Annotated in this window: 14 protein-coding genes; 5 read left to right on the top strand and 9 right to left on the bottom strand. The window is 62.8% G+C overall.

Annotated features, from left to right (window positions below):
* Positions 1-51: 51 nt before the first annotated feature.
* The 4 genes from QQS38_RS11145 to QQS38_RS11160 form a co-directional block, all read right to left on the bottom strand.
* Positions 52-957, bottom strand: a complete 906-nt coding sequence (locus QQS38_RS11145) for a vWA domain-containing protein (RefSeq protein ID WP_479645436.1) — start codon at positions 955-957, stop codon at positions 52-54.
* 410 nt (positions 958-1,367) lie between these two features.
* Complete coding sequence (locus tag QQS38_RS11150) at positions 1,368-1,811, bottom strand: hypothetical protein (protein WP_479645437.1); 444 nt, start codon at positions 1,809-1,811, stop codon at positions 1,368-1,370.
* Positions 1,812-1,918: 107 nt separating this feature from the next.
* Positions 1,919-2,461 carry a hypothetical protein gene (locus tag QQS38_RS11155; protein ID WP_479645438.1) on the bottom strand — a complete coding sequence of 181 codons (543 nt, stop codon included), beginning with the start codon at positions 2,459-2,461 and terminating at the stop codon, positions 1,919-1,921.
* Between the two features lie 232 nt (positions 2,462-2,693).
* The gene (locus tag QQS38_RS11160) at positions 2,694-5,882 is read right to left on the bottom strand and encodes a hypothetical protein (protein WP_479645439.1); all 3,189 of its coding nucleotides are present in this window, start codon (positions 5,880-5,882) and stop codon (positions 2,694-2,696) included.
* Positions 5,883-6,304: 422 nt separating this feature from the next.
* Here QQS38_RS11160 and QQS38_RS11165 point away from each other — a divergent pair, with 422 nt between their 5' ends.
* Positions 6,305-7,012 carry an SDR family NAD(P)-dependent oxidoreductase gene (locus tag QQS38_RS11165; protein ID WP_479645440.1) on the top strand — a complete coding sequence of 236 codons (708 nt, stop codon included), beginning with the start codon at positions 6,305-6,307 and terminating at the stop codon, positions 7,010-7,012.
* 175 nt (positions 7,013-7,187) lie between these two features.
* The gene (locus QQS38_RS11170) at positions 7,188-7,652 is read left to right on the top strand and encodes a RidA family protein (protein ID WP_479645441.1); all 465 of its coding nucleotides are present in this window, start codon (positions 7,188-7,190) and stop codon (positions 7,650-7,652) included.
* 53 nt (positions 7,653-7,705) lie between these two features.
* Here the strand turns inward: QQS38_RS11170 and QQS38_RS11175 are convergent, their stop codons facing one another.
* The 4 genes from QQS38_RS11175 to QQS38_RS11190 form a co-directional block, all read right to left on the bottom strand.
* Positions 7,706-8,650: a LysR family transcriptional regulator gene (locus QQS38_RS11175; RefSeq protein ID WP_479645442.1), complete on the bottom strand. Its 945-nt coding sequence runs from the start codon at positions 8,648-8,650 to the stop codon at positions 7,706-7,708.
* A gap of 84 nt (positions 8,651-8,734) precedes the next feature.
* Positions 8,735-9,835: an NAD(P)H-dependent flavin oxidoreductase gene (locus QQS38_RS11180; RefSeq protein WP_479645443.1), complete on the bottom strand. Its 1,101-nt coding sequence runs from the start codon at positions 9,833-9,835 to the stop codon at positions 8,735-8,737.
* A 42-nt stretch (positions 9,836-9,877) separates the two neighbouring features.
* A complete protein-coding gene (locus QQS38_RS11185; protein ID WP_479645674.1) occupies positions 9,878-11,140 on the bottom strand; it encodes an MFS transporter in 1,263 nt (420 codons plus the stop codon).
* Positions 11,141-11,382: 242 nt separating this feature from the next.
* Positions 11,383-12,309: a LysR family transcriptional regulator gene (locus tag QQS38_RS11190; protein ID WP_479645444.1), complete on the bottom strand. Its 927-nt coding sequence runs from the start codon at positions 12,307-12,309 to the stop codon at positions 11,383-11,385.
* A gap of 502 nt (positions 12,310-12,811) precedes the next feature.
* Here QQS38_RS11190 and QQS38_RS11195 point away from each other — a divergent pair.
* A complete protein-coding gene (locus QQS38_RS11195) occupies positions 12,812-13,189 on the top strand; it encodes a copper resistance CopC family protein (RefSeq protein ID WP_479645445.1) in 378 nt (125 codons plus the stop codon).
* A gap of 811 nt (positions 13,190-14,000) precedes the next feature.
* Positions 14,001-15,227 carry an MFS transporter gene (locus QQS38_RS11200; RefSeq protein ID WP_479645446.1) on the top strand — a complete coding sequence of 409 codons (1,227 nt, stop codon included), beginning with the start codon at positions 14,001-14,003 and terminating at the stop codon, positions 15,225-15,227.
* Between the two features lie 64 nt (positions 15,228-15,291).
* Here QQS38_RS11200 and QQS38_RS11205 read toward each other — a convergent pair whose 3' ends face one another.
* Positions 15,292-15,666 (bottom strand): VOC family protein, encoded by a 375-nt coding sequence (locus tag QQS38_RS11205; protein ID WP_479645447.1) that lies wholly within the window; start codon positions 15,664-15,666, stop codon positions 15,292-15,294.
* Between the two features lie 276 nt (positions 15,667-15,942).
* Between QQS38_RS11205 and QQS38_RS11210 the strand changes: the two genes are divergently transcribed.
* Positions 15,943-18,459, top strand: a complete 2,517-nt coding sequence (locus QQS38_RS11210) for an EAL domain-containing protein (RefSeq protein WP_479645448.1) — start codon at positions 15,943-15,945, stop codon at positions 18,457-18,459.
* The last annotated feature ends 14 nt before the right edge of the window (positions 18,460-18,473 follow it).

An 18,473-nucleotide genomic window follows, 5' to 3' on the forward strand; every position in this document is an offset into this window, starting at 1 on the left:
TTGGGCCGTGCATCAATGGGGGCGCCGGTGCGACCCCACCGGGCGCCGATTTCATTGGCGCCGCCGTTCGTTCAAATTGTCCAACCTCGAAACGAGCGGCCCGACCATCTTCTTCAGCGTCAAGTCTCCAGGCGTGGGATCGTAGCCCGCCAGCCGGGCGTCACGCATTTCCGCTCCGATGTCGTCAGACACGTCCAGGTTCTTGATGCCGCCACGCTTGTCATCGTCCAGCGCCGCGTAATAGGCTCCCGCGCTCCCACCTTTGCGGACCGCATCGAGCAGGAACTGCTTGGCTTCTTCTTCCGAAAGACCGGGGGGCACGGGCGGGTAGTTAAATGGTGCGTCATCGTCACCGACATATTGGATCGAGACGTACACCTGTCTTCTGTATGCCTCGTCATCGCTTACGATACCGTCGTCGATCATGTGCCTCAACTGCGTTTCGAACGCCAAGCGGCTTGCCGTTTTGTCGAAGTAACCCCAGCGGTCGGTGACATCGGTGGCGTCGCCATCCGTCGAGATGTAGATCACGACGCGCTTATTACTTTTTTCGTTCTTCAGATCGCTCTCGATTTTCTTCAACGTCTCGGCCAGCGGCGTGCTGCCACCGATCGCTTCGAACAGACGCCGGGTTGCAGGATCATCGGGAGACGCTTCGTCGATCCGTTCGCCTTTGAGGTCGTACATGCGGGTCGGCTGCTTGGCGAAGGCATTGAGCATCCGAAGCAACTGCGTGCCACTCGCCAGTTGCTCCTTGAACCTAGGCTCCGGTCGCAACGGCGTGCCGTCGAGCGCCGTCTTCGTCACCATGGTCGTCATCGATCCACTCGTATCGATCACGAGAATCGGCTGCTTGTCGGCGAGCAATGCCGCCTCCTCGGGTGTGACGAAACTCAGATCGAGATCGTTGTCTTTGTAGAAATCGACCCGATCCTCGTGCGTTTTGAGGAAGCTCACTCGAGCACCGGATCGCTGACCACCGAGGTCCGGATTCGCAACGTTGGATGGAGGTGCAATGCCTTGACTCTGCGTGCCGCCTGGAGAAAATCTGGCTGACCGACCGTCGCCGGTCGGCGCTTCGTCGCCTCTTGCACGGAGTCCTCGGATTAAGCCCCTCATTCCGTTACGCCGGGCTTCCGGCGCTTGTTGAGCGCCATCGCCGTGATCCGACGGCGTGACGCTCCCAGCATTGTTCCAGCCCGGTCGTCCGGGCCCGGTCGATCCAACATTGTGCGACATCAATATCTCCTTAGGCGTAGGCGAGCCAATGCTGTCGGGCCAGAGGCAAGACCACGAGTCCGTAGTCGCATCCCAATCCCGTTTCTCGCTCGGATGATTGCGTTGGCCCTGATGGCGAACTCGCCTCGTCAGTTCTTTCCATGTTCGATCAAGATTTCCAGCAACCGATGTTGGTCCGCGGGATCCAACCACCTGATCACATCGAACAGCGCACGCTTGCAATCGCCCCTGATCCGCTCATCCAATTCCGACAACGAGCGACAGACAGGTCTAAGGGCGTCAGCTCTCTCGCCCAACGGGAGCTGTTCGACAGCCACGAGCGCCCGCTCGAACGCTCGTGCCTGCTCGTCCACTGCGGCTGTATGCTCGGTGCCGCTTGGCGTTACTGGCCGCGTCTCGTAGGTCGACCGCGTCGACGCATTGGGTCGGGCAAGCTCCGAGAGCAACGCCGACGGATTGCCGTTTGGCGATGCGGCATGCACGGCGACGCATGGTCCGTCGGCGTCGGCCTCGTTATTCACGAGCGACGAACGAATCGGTTTAAGTCCAGACGATTCTGAATTGCATTTCATGTGCGGATCTCCAGAAAGGCACATTTCGTTTTCAGCAAACGGACGCCCTCGATCCCGTCGGATCGATGACTGCAAGAGAAGCGAGGTATAAGTTTGGGCGCTGAGATTTACGCGCGACGCAACTCGTCGGCGCGAGCCGCGTAGTCGGCCAGATTCACCGTTTCAGTCTTGACACGAGGCGTCCATAGCGGCGGCCGCCGTGGCGGCGACGAAGAAGTTGCCGAACCTTCCCTGATTTTCGCCTCGAGGTGGTAAATGCTGTTCTTGCCTTCAACATCACTGACGGCCGCCATTCCTACGGGCCATAATTCGAATCGCTCTACTTCGATACCGAGGGCATTCAAAGCCAGTTCCATGCTTCGACCGGCCTTCGTTTCCGCCAGCTTATTCGTGGCGACCGCTTCCTCATCAATCCCATCAGGAAGCTGTCCAAAAAAAGCGCTGTGTTCCGACGCTAGTCGCGTGCTCGGTGTGAGACGGAAATGGTCCAGGAAACTTGCGAGCACGAGGCCTGCTTTCTCTTCGCTTTGACTTGCTCGGTGCAGCCCGCTCACCAGTGTCGAAGTTGGCGCCTGCTTCCTTCGTAGCTCGGTGGTGCTCGAAATCCGGAAGCTGAGATCTTCCGGCAGCGAGGCCGAGAACGTCTTCATCCCGTGCTCTACGCGTCGGCTGAATCGGATCGTCGTCAGTCCATCGACCTGATCCGAACCACGCGGGGCCGACAAAGGCTGCCCGATGCGCGCCGAGTCTCCCTCTCCGCCTCGAGGTGTTGCGCGGACGGGATCACGCTGCAAACCGTCTTCCCGATTGATTCTCCGGTGCACGATGGGTATCTCCGTTTTCGACGTGACGATTGTGATGAGGCTGGGAAGACGCCGACGTTTAGCTGCCGGACTCGCGATCGATGCGGCGCGGGCGAATCCCAGATGCTTCCGCGATCCGCGTGGATTCCCGCTTGACGGTTTCATCGACATCGCCGGCGCCCGCTTCGATCACGTGCACGCCCATATCGCCCAAGATTTGCCGTCCTTTCGCAATCCGTTCCGCTCGCGTGGTCAACGACTTGTCCGCTGCTCCAAAGAATTCCATATAGCCGTCCGCGAGCCGCTTGCCGTCCGGCATGAGCGAATTGATCAGGACCATGGGCTTGTCTTTGGCCAGCGGATGCCCCGCGGCTTTTAGCGCGATTGCAAAACCGATTTCCTGCGCGGTGCCGATGCCGCCTGCCAGAAAAGCGCCCATATCGGCGCCGAACAGCAATGCCATGCGCGACACGATATCGCGCGTGATATACGGAACGTCGAGTTCCTTCGGCAATTCGTTCTTCGCGGTTTCCTTGCCGACGACCATGTCGGTGCTGACGCCCGCGATTCGTCCGTCATCGCCGAGATCGCGGTTCGCCAGCTTGAAATATTTGATCACCGCACCCATCAAGCCCTTCGCACCGCCACCGGTACGCGCGTCGAATCCGCTTTGTGCGATCCATTCGGCCACCGCCTTGGCTTCGCCGACCAGTCCCGGCTGCTCCGCCTTGCCGGAGGCCAACACCACCACGCTCGGCGGCGCAGTCTCGCGCCCACGCGCAAGCGCCCCATCGAGATCGAACTCGCCTTCCGCTCGCGCCGGCTCATCGGATAAAAGGACGCGTTCATAGCCGTTCCAATGCCGTTGCAGCGACCGCATCGCCTCTTGCGCGTTGCGATAGGGTTTAGCCATCGTCACGAGTTCCTGACTGAGACCGTATGTGTGCTGCACGTCCACCAGCTCGCCCAGGATCTTCAATTGGGGATCGTTGGCGTTGACCAGCACCTGCATGCCCGCGTAGTCCGGATGCAGGCTCTTGAAGACCAACGCCGAAAAATAGTCGTAGAAGAGCTTTGCTTGTCCCACCTTCGACGAGGGCACCGAATCGAAGACGATCGCATCCGATCGATCAACGCGTTCAAGAATGTCGTAGGGGTCGAAGCTCGAGCCGGCGAACATGTCGCGATACGGCGTGTGCAGCGCTCGCCGGGCCCCGTTCTTACTTTGAACCGAACCGCCCTTGCTCGGCGTTGTGCGGAGCTCGTGCGTGACATAGTCGTCGGCCTGTTGCTGCAGCGCTTGGCCGCGCGCCGCATCTGCTTCGCCGACGAAGTCGATCCGATAATCGTCGACGCGCTCTTTGCCGCGCGCATTATGGAACACGAGGCCGGCGGCCTCCATGGCTCGCCCAGCCTTGACCCAGGGCAGCAACGCTTCGAAGTCTGGAACGCCGCGCTCGCCATCCATGAACTGCTGAATGGAATATCCGCCCGGATTGTTCTCCATGGGCACGAACCAGCACTCCGTCGTATCGGCGCGCTTGCCTTGCTCCGGACGCCGGATCTCGTAGGTCGACGCGCCCGTGAAGTTGCGGATCTGCGCCTTGCCCGTCGCAAGGTCCATTCCGACCAAGCTGGCGGCAACGACGCTGGTCGTCTTGCGCGAGAGCTTTTCGCCGGTTGCTCGTTCGTACGCATCGAACGCGTTCGCGAAATGCTTCATCAATTGCTCGACACCGCCGGCTGCGTTGATCCACCAGGTGGACTCGACGCCGGGCACCGCTTGCAACGTCGTATCCTGTCCGCCTACTTTCTCGGCGATGAGAGCCAGTGCCGCCTGTTTGGTCTTCTCGTCGAAATACGGCTCGATCTTGCTCCACTCGGGGACTTCGAAGCCGCGGTCGTCACTCATGAAGAAGAGCTTGTCGCCCCGCGCGACATCGACGCCTTGCGACTTCAGCCGCTGCAGAAAGGCGTCTCGGCTCAAATCGCGATGTCGGCCTTGCAGCACCTGCTGGATCGTTTCGATATAGGACTGCGCCTTACCGGAGTTCGCGGGGTGCTCGTTTAGCGCCGCTTGCGGACGCGCTCTTCTCGACATCCATGCAAACGCCCAGGGATAACGCGCGAATGTCGCGTGGCGCGAAAGTTCATCGGCGACGGTGCCCCGCGCGTTGGCCACATAGGTTCCGTGCCGCTCTTCAGGCTCGCCCAGGATGTCGATGCCTTCCATCAGCAGGCGAACGTCGACATCTTTTCCGTTGATGCTCGCGCGCCAATGCTCGGCCTTGTCCTCCTTGGTCGTGCCGATATACAACTGAGGGATGATGATTTGCTCGGTTTCTACGAGGAACGGATCCGCGCGCCTGACTGATTGAAGTGCAGACGCGATTGCCGACGGAGGCGAGGCGTGCTGCGCCGCCTTGATGTCGCTGTCGGCGATGTCGTACAGAGATTTCGGCGTCAGTACCACCGCATTGCGGTCGCTATGCTTGCCGCCGCGTATCCATTGTTGAAGTTGCTTCTTATAGAAAGCGCTCGCCGTCGAGTCCTGCGGGACTGGACCGAACAGCCCTGCCCACAGCGGCTCGTAAAACTCGAGCACCGGCTCGCTGACGACCAGCGGCGTGTTCTTGACCTTGCCGGAGCGCAGATGATGTAGCGCTTCGATGATCTGATGCGGCGCATGCAAATCCCCTTCGGCCAATACGATCGCGTCCGCGGCTTTGAGTTGCTTGAGTCGTCGACGTTCGTCGGGCTTGCGGCCTCGGTAGCCGGGAACGACGATATCTAGCGAAAGGAACAAATTCTTCGCGTTTTGAGCCGCCTTAACCGTGTCACCGGAAAGTTCGTTCCAGCGCGTGTAGATGTGATCGGTATCGAAGCCGTCGCGGTTGACGTATTCCGCGCCGTTCTGCACCAAGTGATTGCCGGCCTTCATCCGGTCGAGTAGGTCCGTCACCCATGATTCGTGCGATTCGAGCTGCGGCTTGCTGTTGCTCGACTCGTCGATCAACGTACGAAATACGTCGCGTGCGCGCGCGATGCGTGCTTCCGTTACGCGCGTTTGAACGTCGTCGTTCAGCGGGGGACGATTCCGGATACCGGCGTTCCGCAGTGGCCGCAATGGCCTCGTCAGGGCCGACAGGACGTTCGCCGAGCTAGAGGGTCCGCCCTCTGGTGTCGATCTCGTTGGGTCGGTGGCTGCCCGTCCGTTCGGTTGATCGAAGTTCGTGAGATGGAGCGCCCTGCGGATGTCGAATGCCATTTATTTACCGGTCGATGGATTAACCGCTACCCAACTGGCTCGAGGTAATGCGGCGACGCAAGCAATGATGCGACATCGTCCTCGAGGGGGCGCGCGCCGACGCGAAGCGAGCCGTGGCTCGGCGAAGAAGTGTTTGACCGCGCGAATGAGTGTCCAGTGAAACGAACAAGTACGCAGCTTTGGGGGGGCGGTGCCACGGGGCCGCCGGACCGGCCGGGCTGGTTGCGGCGCGGGAAGGATAGCGACCACCCAAGCCGCATCAGCGGGGAACCGTCGCGCGTGGCCCATTTGTTCCCGCGACGCAAGACTCTTTGTCCACCGTGTGTGTTCGAATCCGCGGCGGATACGCCTACAGTGCTTCTCCATCGGATCCATCGATTCGCACGGCCAGCAGGCCGGATCAATCAACTGTGAGAGAAACCATGGGCACTTCAAAAGTCGTCATCGTCACGGGCGCGTCGCAAGGCATCGGCGCTGAAACTGTCAAGGCGTTCCGTGCGCAAGGCCATCGCGTCGTGGCCAACGCGCGTTCCATCACACCGGCAATCGAGGTGGATTACATCGCTGTGGCCGGGGATATCGGAGAAGCGGCCACTGCACGTCGCGTTGTCGATGCCGCCATCGAACACTTCGGACACGTCGATACGCTCGTCAACAACGCCGGCATCTTCATCGCCAAACCCTTCACGCAGTACACGTCCGAAGACTATGCAGCCATCCTGAACGTCAATCTGAATGGTTTTTTCCACATTACCCAGCGCGCCATCGAAGCGATGCAGAAGCACGGCAGCGGTCATATCGTGAGTGTCACCACGACGCTTGCCGAGCAGGCAAACAGCAATGTGCCGTCAGTGCTCGCGTCGTTGACGAAGGGAGGGCTCAACGCCGCGACACGTTCGCTAGCAATCGAATACGCCCGCTCGGGTATCCGCGCCAATGCAGTAGCGCCGGGCGTGATCAAATCGCCGATGCATCCTGTCGGAGCACACGCGACGCTCGCGGAACTGCACCCGGTCGGCCGCATGGGCGAGATGAGCGACGTAGTCAACGCGATCCTCTATCTCGACGCGGCCCCGTTCGTAACCGGCGAAATTTTGCATGTGGACGGCGGTCAGAGCGCAGGGCATTGAGCAGCCGAGCGCCGCCCCGCTCTACCGCTCGCTTGCAACGCGGTGGCGACGCTCGAGCAGCGCGCCCGCACTCGCCCGCATCGGCTCGCGGCAATGCACTGATGCGGGCATCCGCGGATTCCGCGCGCAGCCCGCAATCCCGTTACGCGTCCGATACGATGCCCAAGGAGCCCCCATGTCTGTCCAACAGAAACTCGCTGCATTGGGCCTTCGATTGCCTAGCCCCCCGGAACCGTTGGGCAGCTACACCGCTGTCAGCGAAGCTGGAAATCTGCTTTTCATTTCAGGTCAGGTGCCGCTGGCCGAAGGCAAAATGGCCTTCACCGGGCGTGTCGGCGAGAACTTGACCCTCGAACAGGGCCGCAAGGCTGCCGAACTCGCTGCGCTCAACGTGCTGGCGCAGATTTCTCGGCATCTCGGAGGCTTCGAGCGTCTGCATCACTTGGTTCGCGTCGAGGGGCACGTCAGTTGCGCCAATGGATTTTATGCGCAGCCTGCCGTCATCGATGGCGCGTCAGACCTCTTCGCCGCCGTACTTGGCGACAAGGCCGGGCATGCACGGTCGGCGTTCTCGCATAGTCAACTGCCCGCGAATGCCGCCGTGGTCCTCGTGGTCATCGCTCAGATCGTCTCGGCGTGATGCACCGCAGCCCGGCTAGTAGAGCGCCGCGCTCGTCACGAAGCGCGAGCCATTCATCGCGCCGGCTTTCGTGGCGCGATACTCGACACTTTGACTACCTCCTCCGCCAGAAAATCGACGAAGGCCCGCACGCGTGAGGTCAGATAACGAGCGTGCGGATAAAGCAGAATGAATGGCCGCGTGTGTCCGCCCGCGTCGCGCAACACCTCTATCAGTCTGCCTTCACGAAGATCTTCTGCTACGACGAAGCGATAGGTTTGAAACAACCCCGCGCCGGCACGCGCGAGCGTGACCCCTGCCAGCGCATCCCCCGACGTTGCATAACTTCCCCTCGTCGGCACGTCGCCATCGTCGCGTGACCCCTCGAAGCTCCAGGCGATATGGCGCCCGCTACTCGGCAATTCGAACTGTATGCATTCGTGCGCTTGCAGATCCGCAATCGTGTTCGGCACGCCTGCGCGCTTCAGGTAGGCGGGCGCCGCCACCACGACTATTTCCGCGTCTTCGAGCTTGCGCGCCACGAGGTTCGAATCGGCGGGCGCACGCCCCCGTATCGCCAGATCGAATCCGTCTTCCGCAAAGTCGATGTTGCGATTGCTTAGATGCGTCTCGACCTGCACTTGAGGATACCGTTCGCGAAACGCCGGTAGCAGCGGCAAGACGCGATAGTGCCCATAGGGCGTGGGCATGCTGATGCGCAATACGCCGGCCGGCGTGGTCTGTTCCCCCGTCACTTCGCGTTCCGCATCCGCAAGTTGGGACAGGGCCAGCCGGCACTGCTCGAAGTAACGCCGCCCAGCGTCAGTCAGGCGAATTTGGCGCGTGGTGCGTACGAACAGTCGCACACCGAGGCGCTCCTCGAGCCGCGCCACCGATCGGCTCACGGCCGCCGGCGTGACGCTCGCGGCATTGGCCGCCAGCGTGAAGCTGCCCAATTCCGCCGCGAGGCAGAAAAGCTCGATGCTGCCCAGCAACAGATCGTCGAATTTACGTTGCATGCGTTTGGTCAGCTTGCTTCAGTTAGAACGACTCGTCGATCCGCTGCCATGCAGCGCCCGTCAATTCGAGAAAGGAAAGCGCGCTCAAGCCCACGCCGATCGCAGCCGCTCGATACTCTCTCTCGTTTCGCGCTCGAGCTGCGCCACCAGTTCGCCCGCGGGCAGCGCGCGGGCCAGCGGCGCCGCCTGCCCCGCCCATTGCGCGCCGTAACCGAACTCGCCCTTGGCCTTCGCGGCTGCATGCAGCGCTTTGCCCGCATCGTAGGTGATCGGGTAGGACGGGGTGCGTGGCGCCTGCGGGTCCTCACCCAACGCGGTGAAGCGATTGACGATGCTACGTGCGAGACGGCCCGAAATGGCAGCCGTGAGGGTGGTCGAGCGAGCGGCATCGCTGAGCAAAGCGCGGCGGTAACCCTCATCGATCGAGGTCTCGGGGCAAGCGACGAACGCCGTGCCCAACTGCGCCGCTTGCGCGCCGAGCGCGAGCGCCGCAGCGATACCCGCGCCGTCCATGATGCCGCCCGCCGCAATCACGGGCACGTCCAATCGGCTCGCCAGAAGGCGCGTCAGCGCGAAGGTGCCGAGGCGCTCGTCGCGCGCGGTCGTGTCGAACAGGCCGCGATGGCCGCCTGCTTCGATACCTTGGGCGACGATCGCGTCGACTCCCGCCTCGACGGCTGAATCGGCTTCGTCGAGATTGGTTGCGCTCGCAAGCAAACGGATGCCCGCATGCTTGAGTTCCGCGATCACCGCGTCGGGCGGCAAGCCGAAGTGAAAGCTCACCACGGCCGGTTTCTCCGCCAACAACATCGCCTGCATTGCTTTATCCGCGACGAAGCTCGTATAGATCTCGGAGAGCGATTGCGGTGGTGTTGCGCCGTATTGCCGGAAGACGGGCTCGAGCCAATCGAGCCATGCGCGTTCGACCTTCGCATCGGGCGTGGCCGGACGATGGCAAAACACGTTGACGTTGATCGGATTCGGCGTCAGCTCCCTCGTTTGATGGATCGCGCGGCGCGCGGTCTCCGCCGTCATCGCGGCAATGCCGAGCGAGCCCAGACCGCCCGCGTTCGATACCGCGGCCGCGAGCGCCGGTGTGGTCACGCCGGCCATCGGAGCCTGAATGATCGGCTTTTGGATGCCGAGCGTGCGCAGCAACGCCCGATTGTCCGCTTGAGTGTTCATGTCGTTTCCTCCTATCCGTTGGAAAGTCCAGCATGCTCGCCGTCAGGCGCGCTCGCCGCGGTGCGCCCAGTGCGCAAGCGCGCCGCAAGCGATCAGCAGCGCGCCCGTGACGAAGAACACCGCGCGCAGGCCGAGATGGACGCCGATCAACCCGCCGATCACCGGGCCCACCACCTGGCCGCTGAATTGCGCCGATTGTAGATAACCGAGCATCCGCCCTCTCCTGCTTTCATCTACGGATTGCCGCGCCAGCTTTCCGATGGACGGCAACAGACCCGCGAGCGTCATGCCCATCAGCACACGCAGCGCAGCGAGTTGCCACCAATGCGTGACAAAGGCCTGAGGCGCCATCGCCAGCCCCGTCAGCACGAGACAAACAATGATCACGCGCCAGCTCCCGAAGCGGTCGGCCAGCGCGCCAAGGCGTGCGGCGGTCAACATGCTCCCGAGCGCCGAGCATGCCATAACCACGCCCGCCACGCGCGCAAGATGCGCCGCGCCCACGCCGAGGCCACCGATATACAGCGTGATGATCGGCTCGATCGACATGTTGGCGAGCAGCACCATCATCGCCGTGACGAGCAGCGCCGCCATCACGACATAGTTGGCGCGAACCGCAGGTGCTACCGCTTGGCCGTGCGCCTGCGCTCTTGCGTCGCGCTCCGGTTGAAAATCTTCCTTGACGAGCACGATGGTCAAGAGCGCCGCCACGGCGATCATCGCGCCTCCGGCGAAGAACGTCCCGCGAATGCCGATCCAGTCCGGCAGTACGCCGCCCACTAGAGGACCGACGAGGTTGCCCGCGAGCGCGCCCGTCGACAGTATGCCGAGCGCCCATCCGGCGCGCTCGTGCGGAGCCTGGGTACCCACCATCACCGTTGAAGCCGATGCATAGCCGCCCACGAGGCCAGCGATCAATCGCAACGCGACCAGTTCGTAAACATCGTGGGCGACGCCGATCAAGGACATCACTACGGCCATCCCGATCGCCGCGCGAACGAGCATGGGCTTGCGGCCGAAGCGGTCGGCCAGGCGGCCCCACAGCGGTGCGGTCAGCGCCGTGCCGAAGAATGTCGCGCCGAATGCGACCCCCGACCATTGGATGACCGCGGACTGCGAGTCGACTCCGAGTTGCCGTACGTAGAGCGGCAAGAACGGCAGCAGCATGCTCAGACTCACGAGCGTCGTGAACGAGCCGAACACGCAGACGATCAGATTGCGGCGCCAATACCGGACGTTACGTTCGGCATAGCCGAGCGGCCGTGGACGCGGCTGGTGTGGATGCGGCTCGACGAGCGCAACCATCGAGGAAGAGGCTGGTGAATTCATTTCGCGCTCCGCGTGGAAAACCGGCCCACGGCGAACGCGAGCAATCGCGCTGCCGTACGCGGCCCAAGCGAAGGTGGTGTGCTGCGTGGCGACTCCCTTGGGTCCGATGCTGTTAAACATCCGATGAAGATGGAACTCACTCTAGCCGATCTCGCGAGGCGAGAGAACCGCCGCGGCGCGTAAGTCATTCTTCCGCGAATCGATCGAACGGAGGCCTGTCAATCGGCGGCCGTGATTTGCCGCGCTTCATCGAAGTATTTGCTCAGGCGGGGCGCCGCGAAATCGACGAAGCTGCGGACTTTCGGCACGGAAAGGCGTCCATGCGGCGTCAAGAGACTGACGGGAATCGGCGCATGCTCGCTGTCGCGCAACACGATTTTCAGCGCGCCTGCCTTCACTTGCTCGGCCACGTGGTAGGAAAACAGGCGCGTGACGCCATGCCCCGCTACGGCCGAAGCCAGCGCCGCGCGAATCGTATTGACGATCGAGCGCGGTGTGAACTGCACGGTTTGCGGCAAGGCAGAGCGCCCCGTGGCCGGAAAGCTCCACGAATCGAGCCCGAAGTGCGTCATCGAAATGATCGCGTGACTGGCGAGATCGGCCGGGGTCACGATCGGCGGATGCGCGGCGAGATAGTCGGGTGACGCGACCACGACCCGCCTCACCTCGCCCACCGGAATCGCGACGAGCGTCGAGTCCTGCAGATGCGCGATTCGCAATGCCAGGTCGATGCCTTCATCTATCAGGCTCACGGGCCGGTCGAGCAAGTGCAGACGGATCGACACCTCGGGATGGCAGTCGAGAAAAGCATCGACGATCGAGTTCAGCACTTCCTCGCCCACTGCCACGGCGGCGGTCACGCCCAGCAAGCCTCGCGGTGCGGAATGCGCGTTCGCTGCGAGCAAGTCCGCTTCCTCGAGATCGGCAAGGACGCGCCGGCACGCCTGCGCATAGCGCTCGCCCGCCTCGCTCAATCGCACCGTGCGCGTCGTGCGATACAGCAGCGCGGTGCCCGTATGCGCTTCGAGAAACGCAATGGCACGACTTACCGCCGCGGGCGAGCGGCCCAGGCGGCGGCCCGCGCCCGCGAGGCTGCCCTCGTCGAGTGCGGCGACGAATACCTTCATAGCCTCGATACGATCCATTGCGCTTTCGATCTTGATTTGGCTTCGGCTTGGGGACCGGGTTTGATGCTGCGCCGCAGCCGGTGTGGCCGGTGGATTTCGGTCGATCTTAGCGGAATACGAGAACCGCGGGGATGGCCGGCCGCGCGTGCTCCGAGGATCGATGAGAGGTCCGTGTTTCCGCTTGGAGCGGCCCGCCTCGCAGCCGCCCCGTATGGCATAATCGGTCCCGTTCCTTTGGGCGATCGAGCTTCGCCGCGACGGTGCGAGCCGTCCAGCATACCGTCGTCAGGCGGTTCGAAAGCGCTTGCCGCGTGAAACCCAGACGTCTGCCCCGCCCGCGCCTTCATTGCCATCCTGGGCGGAGTCCGATCCCGGCGGTGCAGCGCCTGAGCTTACGTGTCGGGGCATCCGGCGTGCGGCGGCATTTCGCTGTCTCAGCGAGCCGCATAGCGCTTGCGGTGCAGCGCCGCCCCAACTGTGATTCATGCTCCCCGACTTACCGAAAGATCATCGACCGATCGTGAGAACTTTTACGCCACGCAGTCTTTGGGTCCGCAGCCTAGCTGCGGCGTTTTTGCTGACCGCCGCGCAATTGGCCCATGCGCACGCCTATCCCACGCATCAAACGCCGCCCGCCGGCGCCAGTGTGGCCGCGTCGCAACGAGACGTGGTCATTGATTTCGACGACCGTCTTGAACCGGCGTTCAGTTCGATCGCCGTGACCGATAGCCGCGGAAAATCGATTACCGCCGGCAAGGCGCTCGTGGATGCCGCGAACAAGAAACGGATGTCCGTCGCGTTGGGCGAGCTCACGCGAGGCGTGTACACAGTCGCGTGGGTGGCCGTCTCGGCAGACGGACACCGGACGCAGGGCCGCTACAGTTTTACGGTCAAGTAGGTAGTAGGCGCGAAGGCCGGTCACGCGCGGCCGAACGAGGTGTAGGTCGCCCCGCTGCACGGAATTTCGCATCCGGCGAAGATGCGGTCCCCTCGAAAATGGCAGCATCGGTGCGTGTATTCCACCGGAGACGACCTTGCGCGCGCTCTCGCCTGCCCTCGTTTGTCGCGTTTGCTGCGCGGTCATGCTCTTGTCGACGAGCGCCCTCGCTCGACCGATGCCGCCATCCGCCGACAAGCCCCAGTGTGCCGCCGCGCGCGCTCGTTTGATTCTCGTCGGTGCGCGCGAGGATGATCTTCGCGCCGAGAGAGTTCGGCAAGAACGAATACATCGGCAATCGCTGCATCAAGAAGCGTTACACGAAGAACGATTGCGGGAAGAACGTCTGCGCGAAGAACGATTAGGACAGGAGCGCCTTCAAGACGAGCGCCTCCAAGACGAACGGCTCCAAGCACAACGCATGAGCGATGAACGGCTGACACGAAAGCGGTTGCACGAACGGCGCCTGCGTCTTCTGCGCTGCCGAAGCGATGCGCGAACTGCCACCGACGACTACTGCAGTCGCCTCCTAGGTCGGTAGGTCTCCTGCGTCGGAGGCAGGCGCTCGCCTCCAATTGTCCCCCGCGCGCATCTCGGAAACTTGCTGCGCTCATCGGAAGTACACTATCGTCCGACGACGCTCGCCATCTCGGCGGCATCCGAATCGCCATGCATGCGCTGCAAATCGGCCGGCTCACGCCGGGCCTCTTTCACGCCTGAATCACGTCGACGTATCGTCGCGCTACAACCGATCCCTTAGCAGAAGTCAGAAGTGACCGACTCCCATTACTCCCACACCCGCGCGATCATCTTGGCGGCGAGCCTCGCATTGATCGCATTCTCGCTGCGCACGCCTATTACCAGCGTCGGCCCGATCCTGCTGGAAGCGGCTAAAGCCACTCGCCTTTCCCCCGCCGGCGCCAGCTTGCTGACCACGCTGCCGTCGTTGTGCTTCGGGCTCTTCGGTCCGCTGGCGCCGATGCTGGCGCGCCGCGTGGGCAGCGAGCGCGCCTTGCTGTGGCTGCTGGTGTTGCTCACGACGGGCACCGCTTTGCGCGTCGTGCCCGTGTGGCAGACGCTATATCTCGGCCAGGTCGTCGCATGCTTTTCGATCGGGTTGATGAATGTGCTGCTGCCAGGCGTCGTGAAGCGCGATTTTCCGGAGCATGTCGCTTTGATGACCGGGCTGTACAGCGCGGCCATGTGCGCGGGCGCAGCAGCAGCCGCAGCGGTCACGGCGCCGGCGGCCAACGCAATAGGCGGGCTGCTGGGCGATGCCAGGGCCAACGCATGGGCGTGGGCCTTGGCGCTATGGGCCGTCCCCGCTGCATTGGCGATGCTCGTATGGTCCACGCAACTGCCCCCCGCCGAGGCCCAAGCGGGAAAAACGCGGCGCAGCGTGCGTGCGTTGTGGCGCGACCCGCTTGCGTGGCAAATCACCCTCTTCATGGGGACGCAGTCGTCGCTCGCCTACATCGTTTTCGGTTGGTTGCCCACGGTGCTGCGCATGCGCGGCATGAGCGCCGTCGACGCTGGGCTCATGTTGTCGCTCAGCGTGATTACGCAAGCGGCCGCCTCGCTGTCGTTGCCGTTCCTTCTCGCCCGTCTTCGAGATCAGCGTGCGGTCAACGTCGCCGCGCTGGCGTTGGCCGGTGCGAGCCTGCTCGGCTGCTTCTTCGCGCCGCTATCGACGATGTGGGGCTGGGCGCTGCTGCTCGGCGTCGCTCAGGGTAGCTCATTCACGCTGGCGCTGACCGTGATCGGATTGCGCTCGCGCGATTCCGACGTGGCAGCTCGATTGTCGAGCATGGCGCAGGGCATCGGTTATCTGCTCGCCTCGAGCGGCCCGTTCATCGCCGGCTCGCTGTTGCATGCGACGGGATCGCTTCACAGCCTGGCTGTTCTGTGCCTCGCTGTCTGCGCCGTATCCGCTTGGTTCGGTTATGCAGCGGGCGGGCGCAGATACGTAGCGGCTGGCTCGCAAGCGAGCAGGGCTTGACCGCTACCTCCATCTCGCGCGGCGCCCATCGATGAGCGGCCGTGCAACGCCAATTGCGAGCGAGCTAGCTAGCGCTGCAATAGGCCTCGAGCCGGTATCCGTCCGGGTCGATCACGAATGCCGCGTAGTAGTTCGGGCCATAGTCGGCACGCAGTCCCGGCGCGCCGTTGTCTCGGCCGCCCTCTGCGAGCGCCGCCGCATGGAAGGCGTCGACGCTCGCACGCGTAGGCGCGGAGAAGCAAAAGTGCAGGCCCGACCTCATGTCGGGCTCGACAGGCCGATCCGATTGGGAAATCCAAAGCTGCACGGATTGCTGGCCATATCCCAACGAGCCCTCGCTCGAATGCAGGCAGCGGTAGCCTAGCGCACCGAGCGCGGCATCGTAGAACGCCTTCGTTTTCGTCGTATTGGGCACACCGATCGACACGTGGTCGAGCATGGTCGTCTCCTGAATGAGTGATAAGCCAGCCTCGATTCTGAATGCGACGACGCCTCCCTACTTTGCAAAAATTGCGCTCGAAGCGAGCGCCGGACCGCTCGCGCGAGCCGGACGCCCGTCGCCATACAGGCCCATTCCGTCGCTGCTAGTTGAAGCGGTTCGCCGATGGCAGGCCACCGCCTCGACGTTGACTTGCATCAATACCGATCGGTCCACAAAGTTCGAGCATTGCAGGCATCTCAATGGATTCTTTCGCCTCCCGAAGTCACTCATCGCATGCGTTCCATCAACTACGATGTTCCGATCGAGCAAGTCCTCGCCGCCCCCCTGCTCACATGCCCCTCGCACACCTCGTTGAGGGAAGCCGCTCGGCTCATGACGGCTCACCATTGCAGCGCGATCGTGGTGCAGGACGATGCAATTGCAATCGGCATCTGGACCGAACGCGATGCGCTATCGGCCGCCGCCCAGGGCCACGGGCCGGAGCGGCGCATTGGCGGCCTCATGAGCAGTCCTTTGATCACCGCGGACGCAAGCCTGACGACGGGCGAAGTCACGGCGCGGCTGGGGCGCGCCGGCGTCCGTCACGTCGTGGTCGTCAAGAACGGCAAGCCCCTCGGGGTGTTGAGCCAGTCCGACCTGATCGCGAGCCCGAGCGTCGATTTCTCCCATTTCCTGCTGCGGTTAAAGCCTATCGAGTCGCTCGGCGTACCCTCTGCTCTCGTCGCTCATTCCAATGCATCGGTGCAGCAAACCGCGGCGCTGATGTTGTCCCGCGGGCTCGATGCCGTCGTGGTGGACTATGTCGATTCCTCGCCGGGTATCCTCACGGAGCACGACATCGTTGCAGCCATCGCGCAGGAGAGGCATCGCGGCACCGTTGGCGAACTCGCCACGAGGCCGATCGAGACGCTAGCGGCAACGGAAAGCCTGTACGCCGCCCAGCAGTGCATGTCGAAGGGGCGCATTCGGCACGTCGGCATGCTGGATCGCGAGGGCCGCCTTTCCGGCCTGGTCGGGTTCGCGGACATTCTGCAGTTCGTTCGCACCGAATATCTCGAGGAACTGCGAAATGTCCTGCTCGGCCGCGCCAAGAGGGCCGAGCTATCGCCTAGCGGCGCCGACTTGGCCGATCGCGTCATCGAGTCGGCACTTGAAGGGATTATCGTTACCAGCAAGGACGGCATCATCGAACGCGTGAACCCGGCCTTCACCCGCATCACCGGCTACACGCAGAAAGAAGTCGTCGGACGCAATCCCAGCTTGCTGTCGTCGGGGCGCCAATCGGCGCAGTTCTACCACGATATGTGGCAATCGCTGACGAGCACCGGCCAATGGCAAGGGGAGATTTGGAATCGGCGCAAGAGCGGCGAGTTGTACCTCGAATACTTGACGATCGCGAGCATTCGCGACGATGCCGAGAACGTCTTGCATTACGCTGGGATATTCTCCGACGTCACCCAAAGGCGGCAGGCCGAAGAGCGCCTGAATTACCGCGCAACGCACGATGCGCTGACCGGATTGCTCAATGGTTCCGTGCTGGACGAGCGACTCAAGCGCGCCATTGCGCATGCGGCACGCGCCCGAAAGAAAGTCGCGGTCTTGTATATCGACCTCGATGGATTCAAGCTCGTCAACGACACGCTCGGCCATCTGGGCGGGGACGAAGTGCTGAGAGTGGTCGCGCAGCGGCTCACGCAGCAAGTTCGGTCGAGCGATACCATCGTGCGCTTGGGCGGCGACGAATTCGCACTCGTGATCGAGGAAGTCGACGAAGTCCGAGACGTGGTGCGCGTTGCGCATTCGCTCCTAGATGCCGTTGCCGCACCCATCGATTACCAGACGCATCAGGCCTGCGTGACGCCGAGCATCGGCATCAGCGTCTATCCCGACGATGCCGCGGACCCGCGCCAACTGGTATCGCTTGCCGACCTCGCGATGTACGCCGCGAAGAACAACGGCAAGAACAACTACCAGCTCTTCAATCGCGACGTCGAATCTTCGGCGCGCGCGCAATTGCAAATGCTCACGGACCTGCGGCATGCCTTGGATCAGGGGCAATTCTGTTTGTATTACCAGCCGCAATGGAAACTTGCGGGCAATGCGATCGTGGGCGTGGAGGCGCTTCTTCGATGGCGGCACCCCGAGCGCGGCATCATCGAGCCGCCGGAATTCATCGCGCTAGCCGAGCAGTCCGGGCTGATCACGCCGATCGGCGCATGGGGGCTGCGCGAAGCTTGCAGGCAAGCGCGCCATTGGCTCGACGGCGGCCTCGAATTCGGGCGCGTCTCGGTGAATATCTCGGCCAGGCAGTGCTTGGCGCCGGGCTTCCTGTCCAATCTCGACGCCGCGCTCGCGGATAGCCAACTGCCGCCGGACCGGTTGCAGCTCGAAATCGTCGAGAGCGTCGCGATGAACGAGCAAGCGGAGATCGTCGCCCTGCTGCACGAGGTGGCCCGACGCGGCATCTGCCTTGCCATCGACGACTTCGGCACGGGCTATACGTCGTTGGCGTATTTGAAGGACTTGCCCGTGAGCACGCTCAAGATCGACCGGTCGTTTTTGCAGCAAACGACGGCGAAGGACGGTCGTGCGATGAACGCCGCGGTCATCAAAGCGATCGTGGCGATGGGACATGCTCTCGAGATGAACGTCGTGATGGAAGGCGTCGAAACCGAAGAACAATTGGCGTTTTTGCGCGCGGTCGGCTGCCCGGAAATACAGGGATTCCTGTTGGGCAGGCCCGGACCGCCCGAACGCGTGCCGCTCGTAGACGCAAGCGCGCAGACGTGAGGGAACGCTTGACT

The organism is Trinickia sp. Z7 (assembly GCF_056498045.1).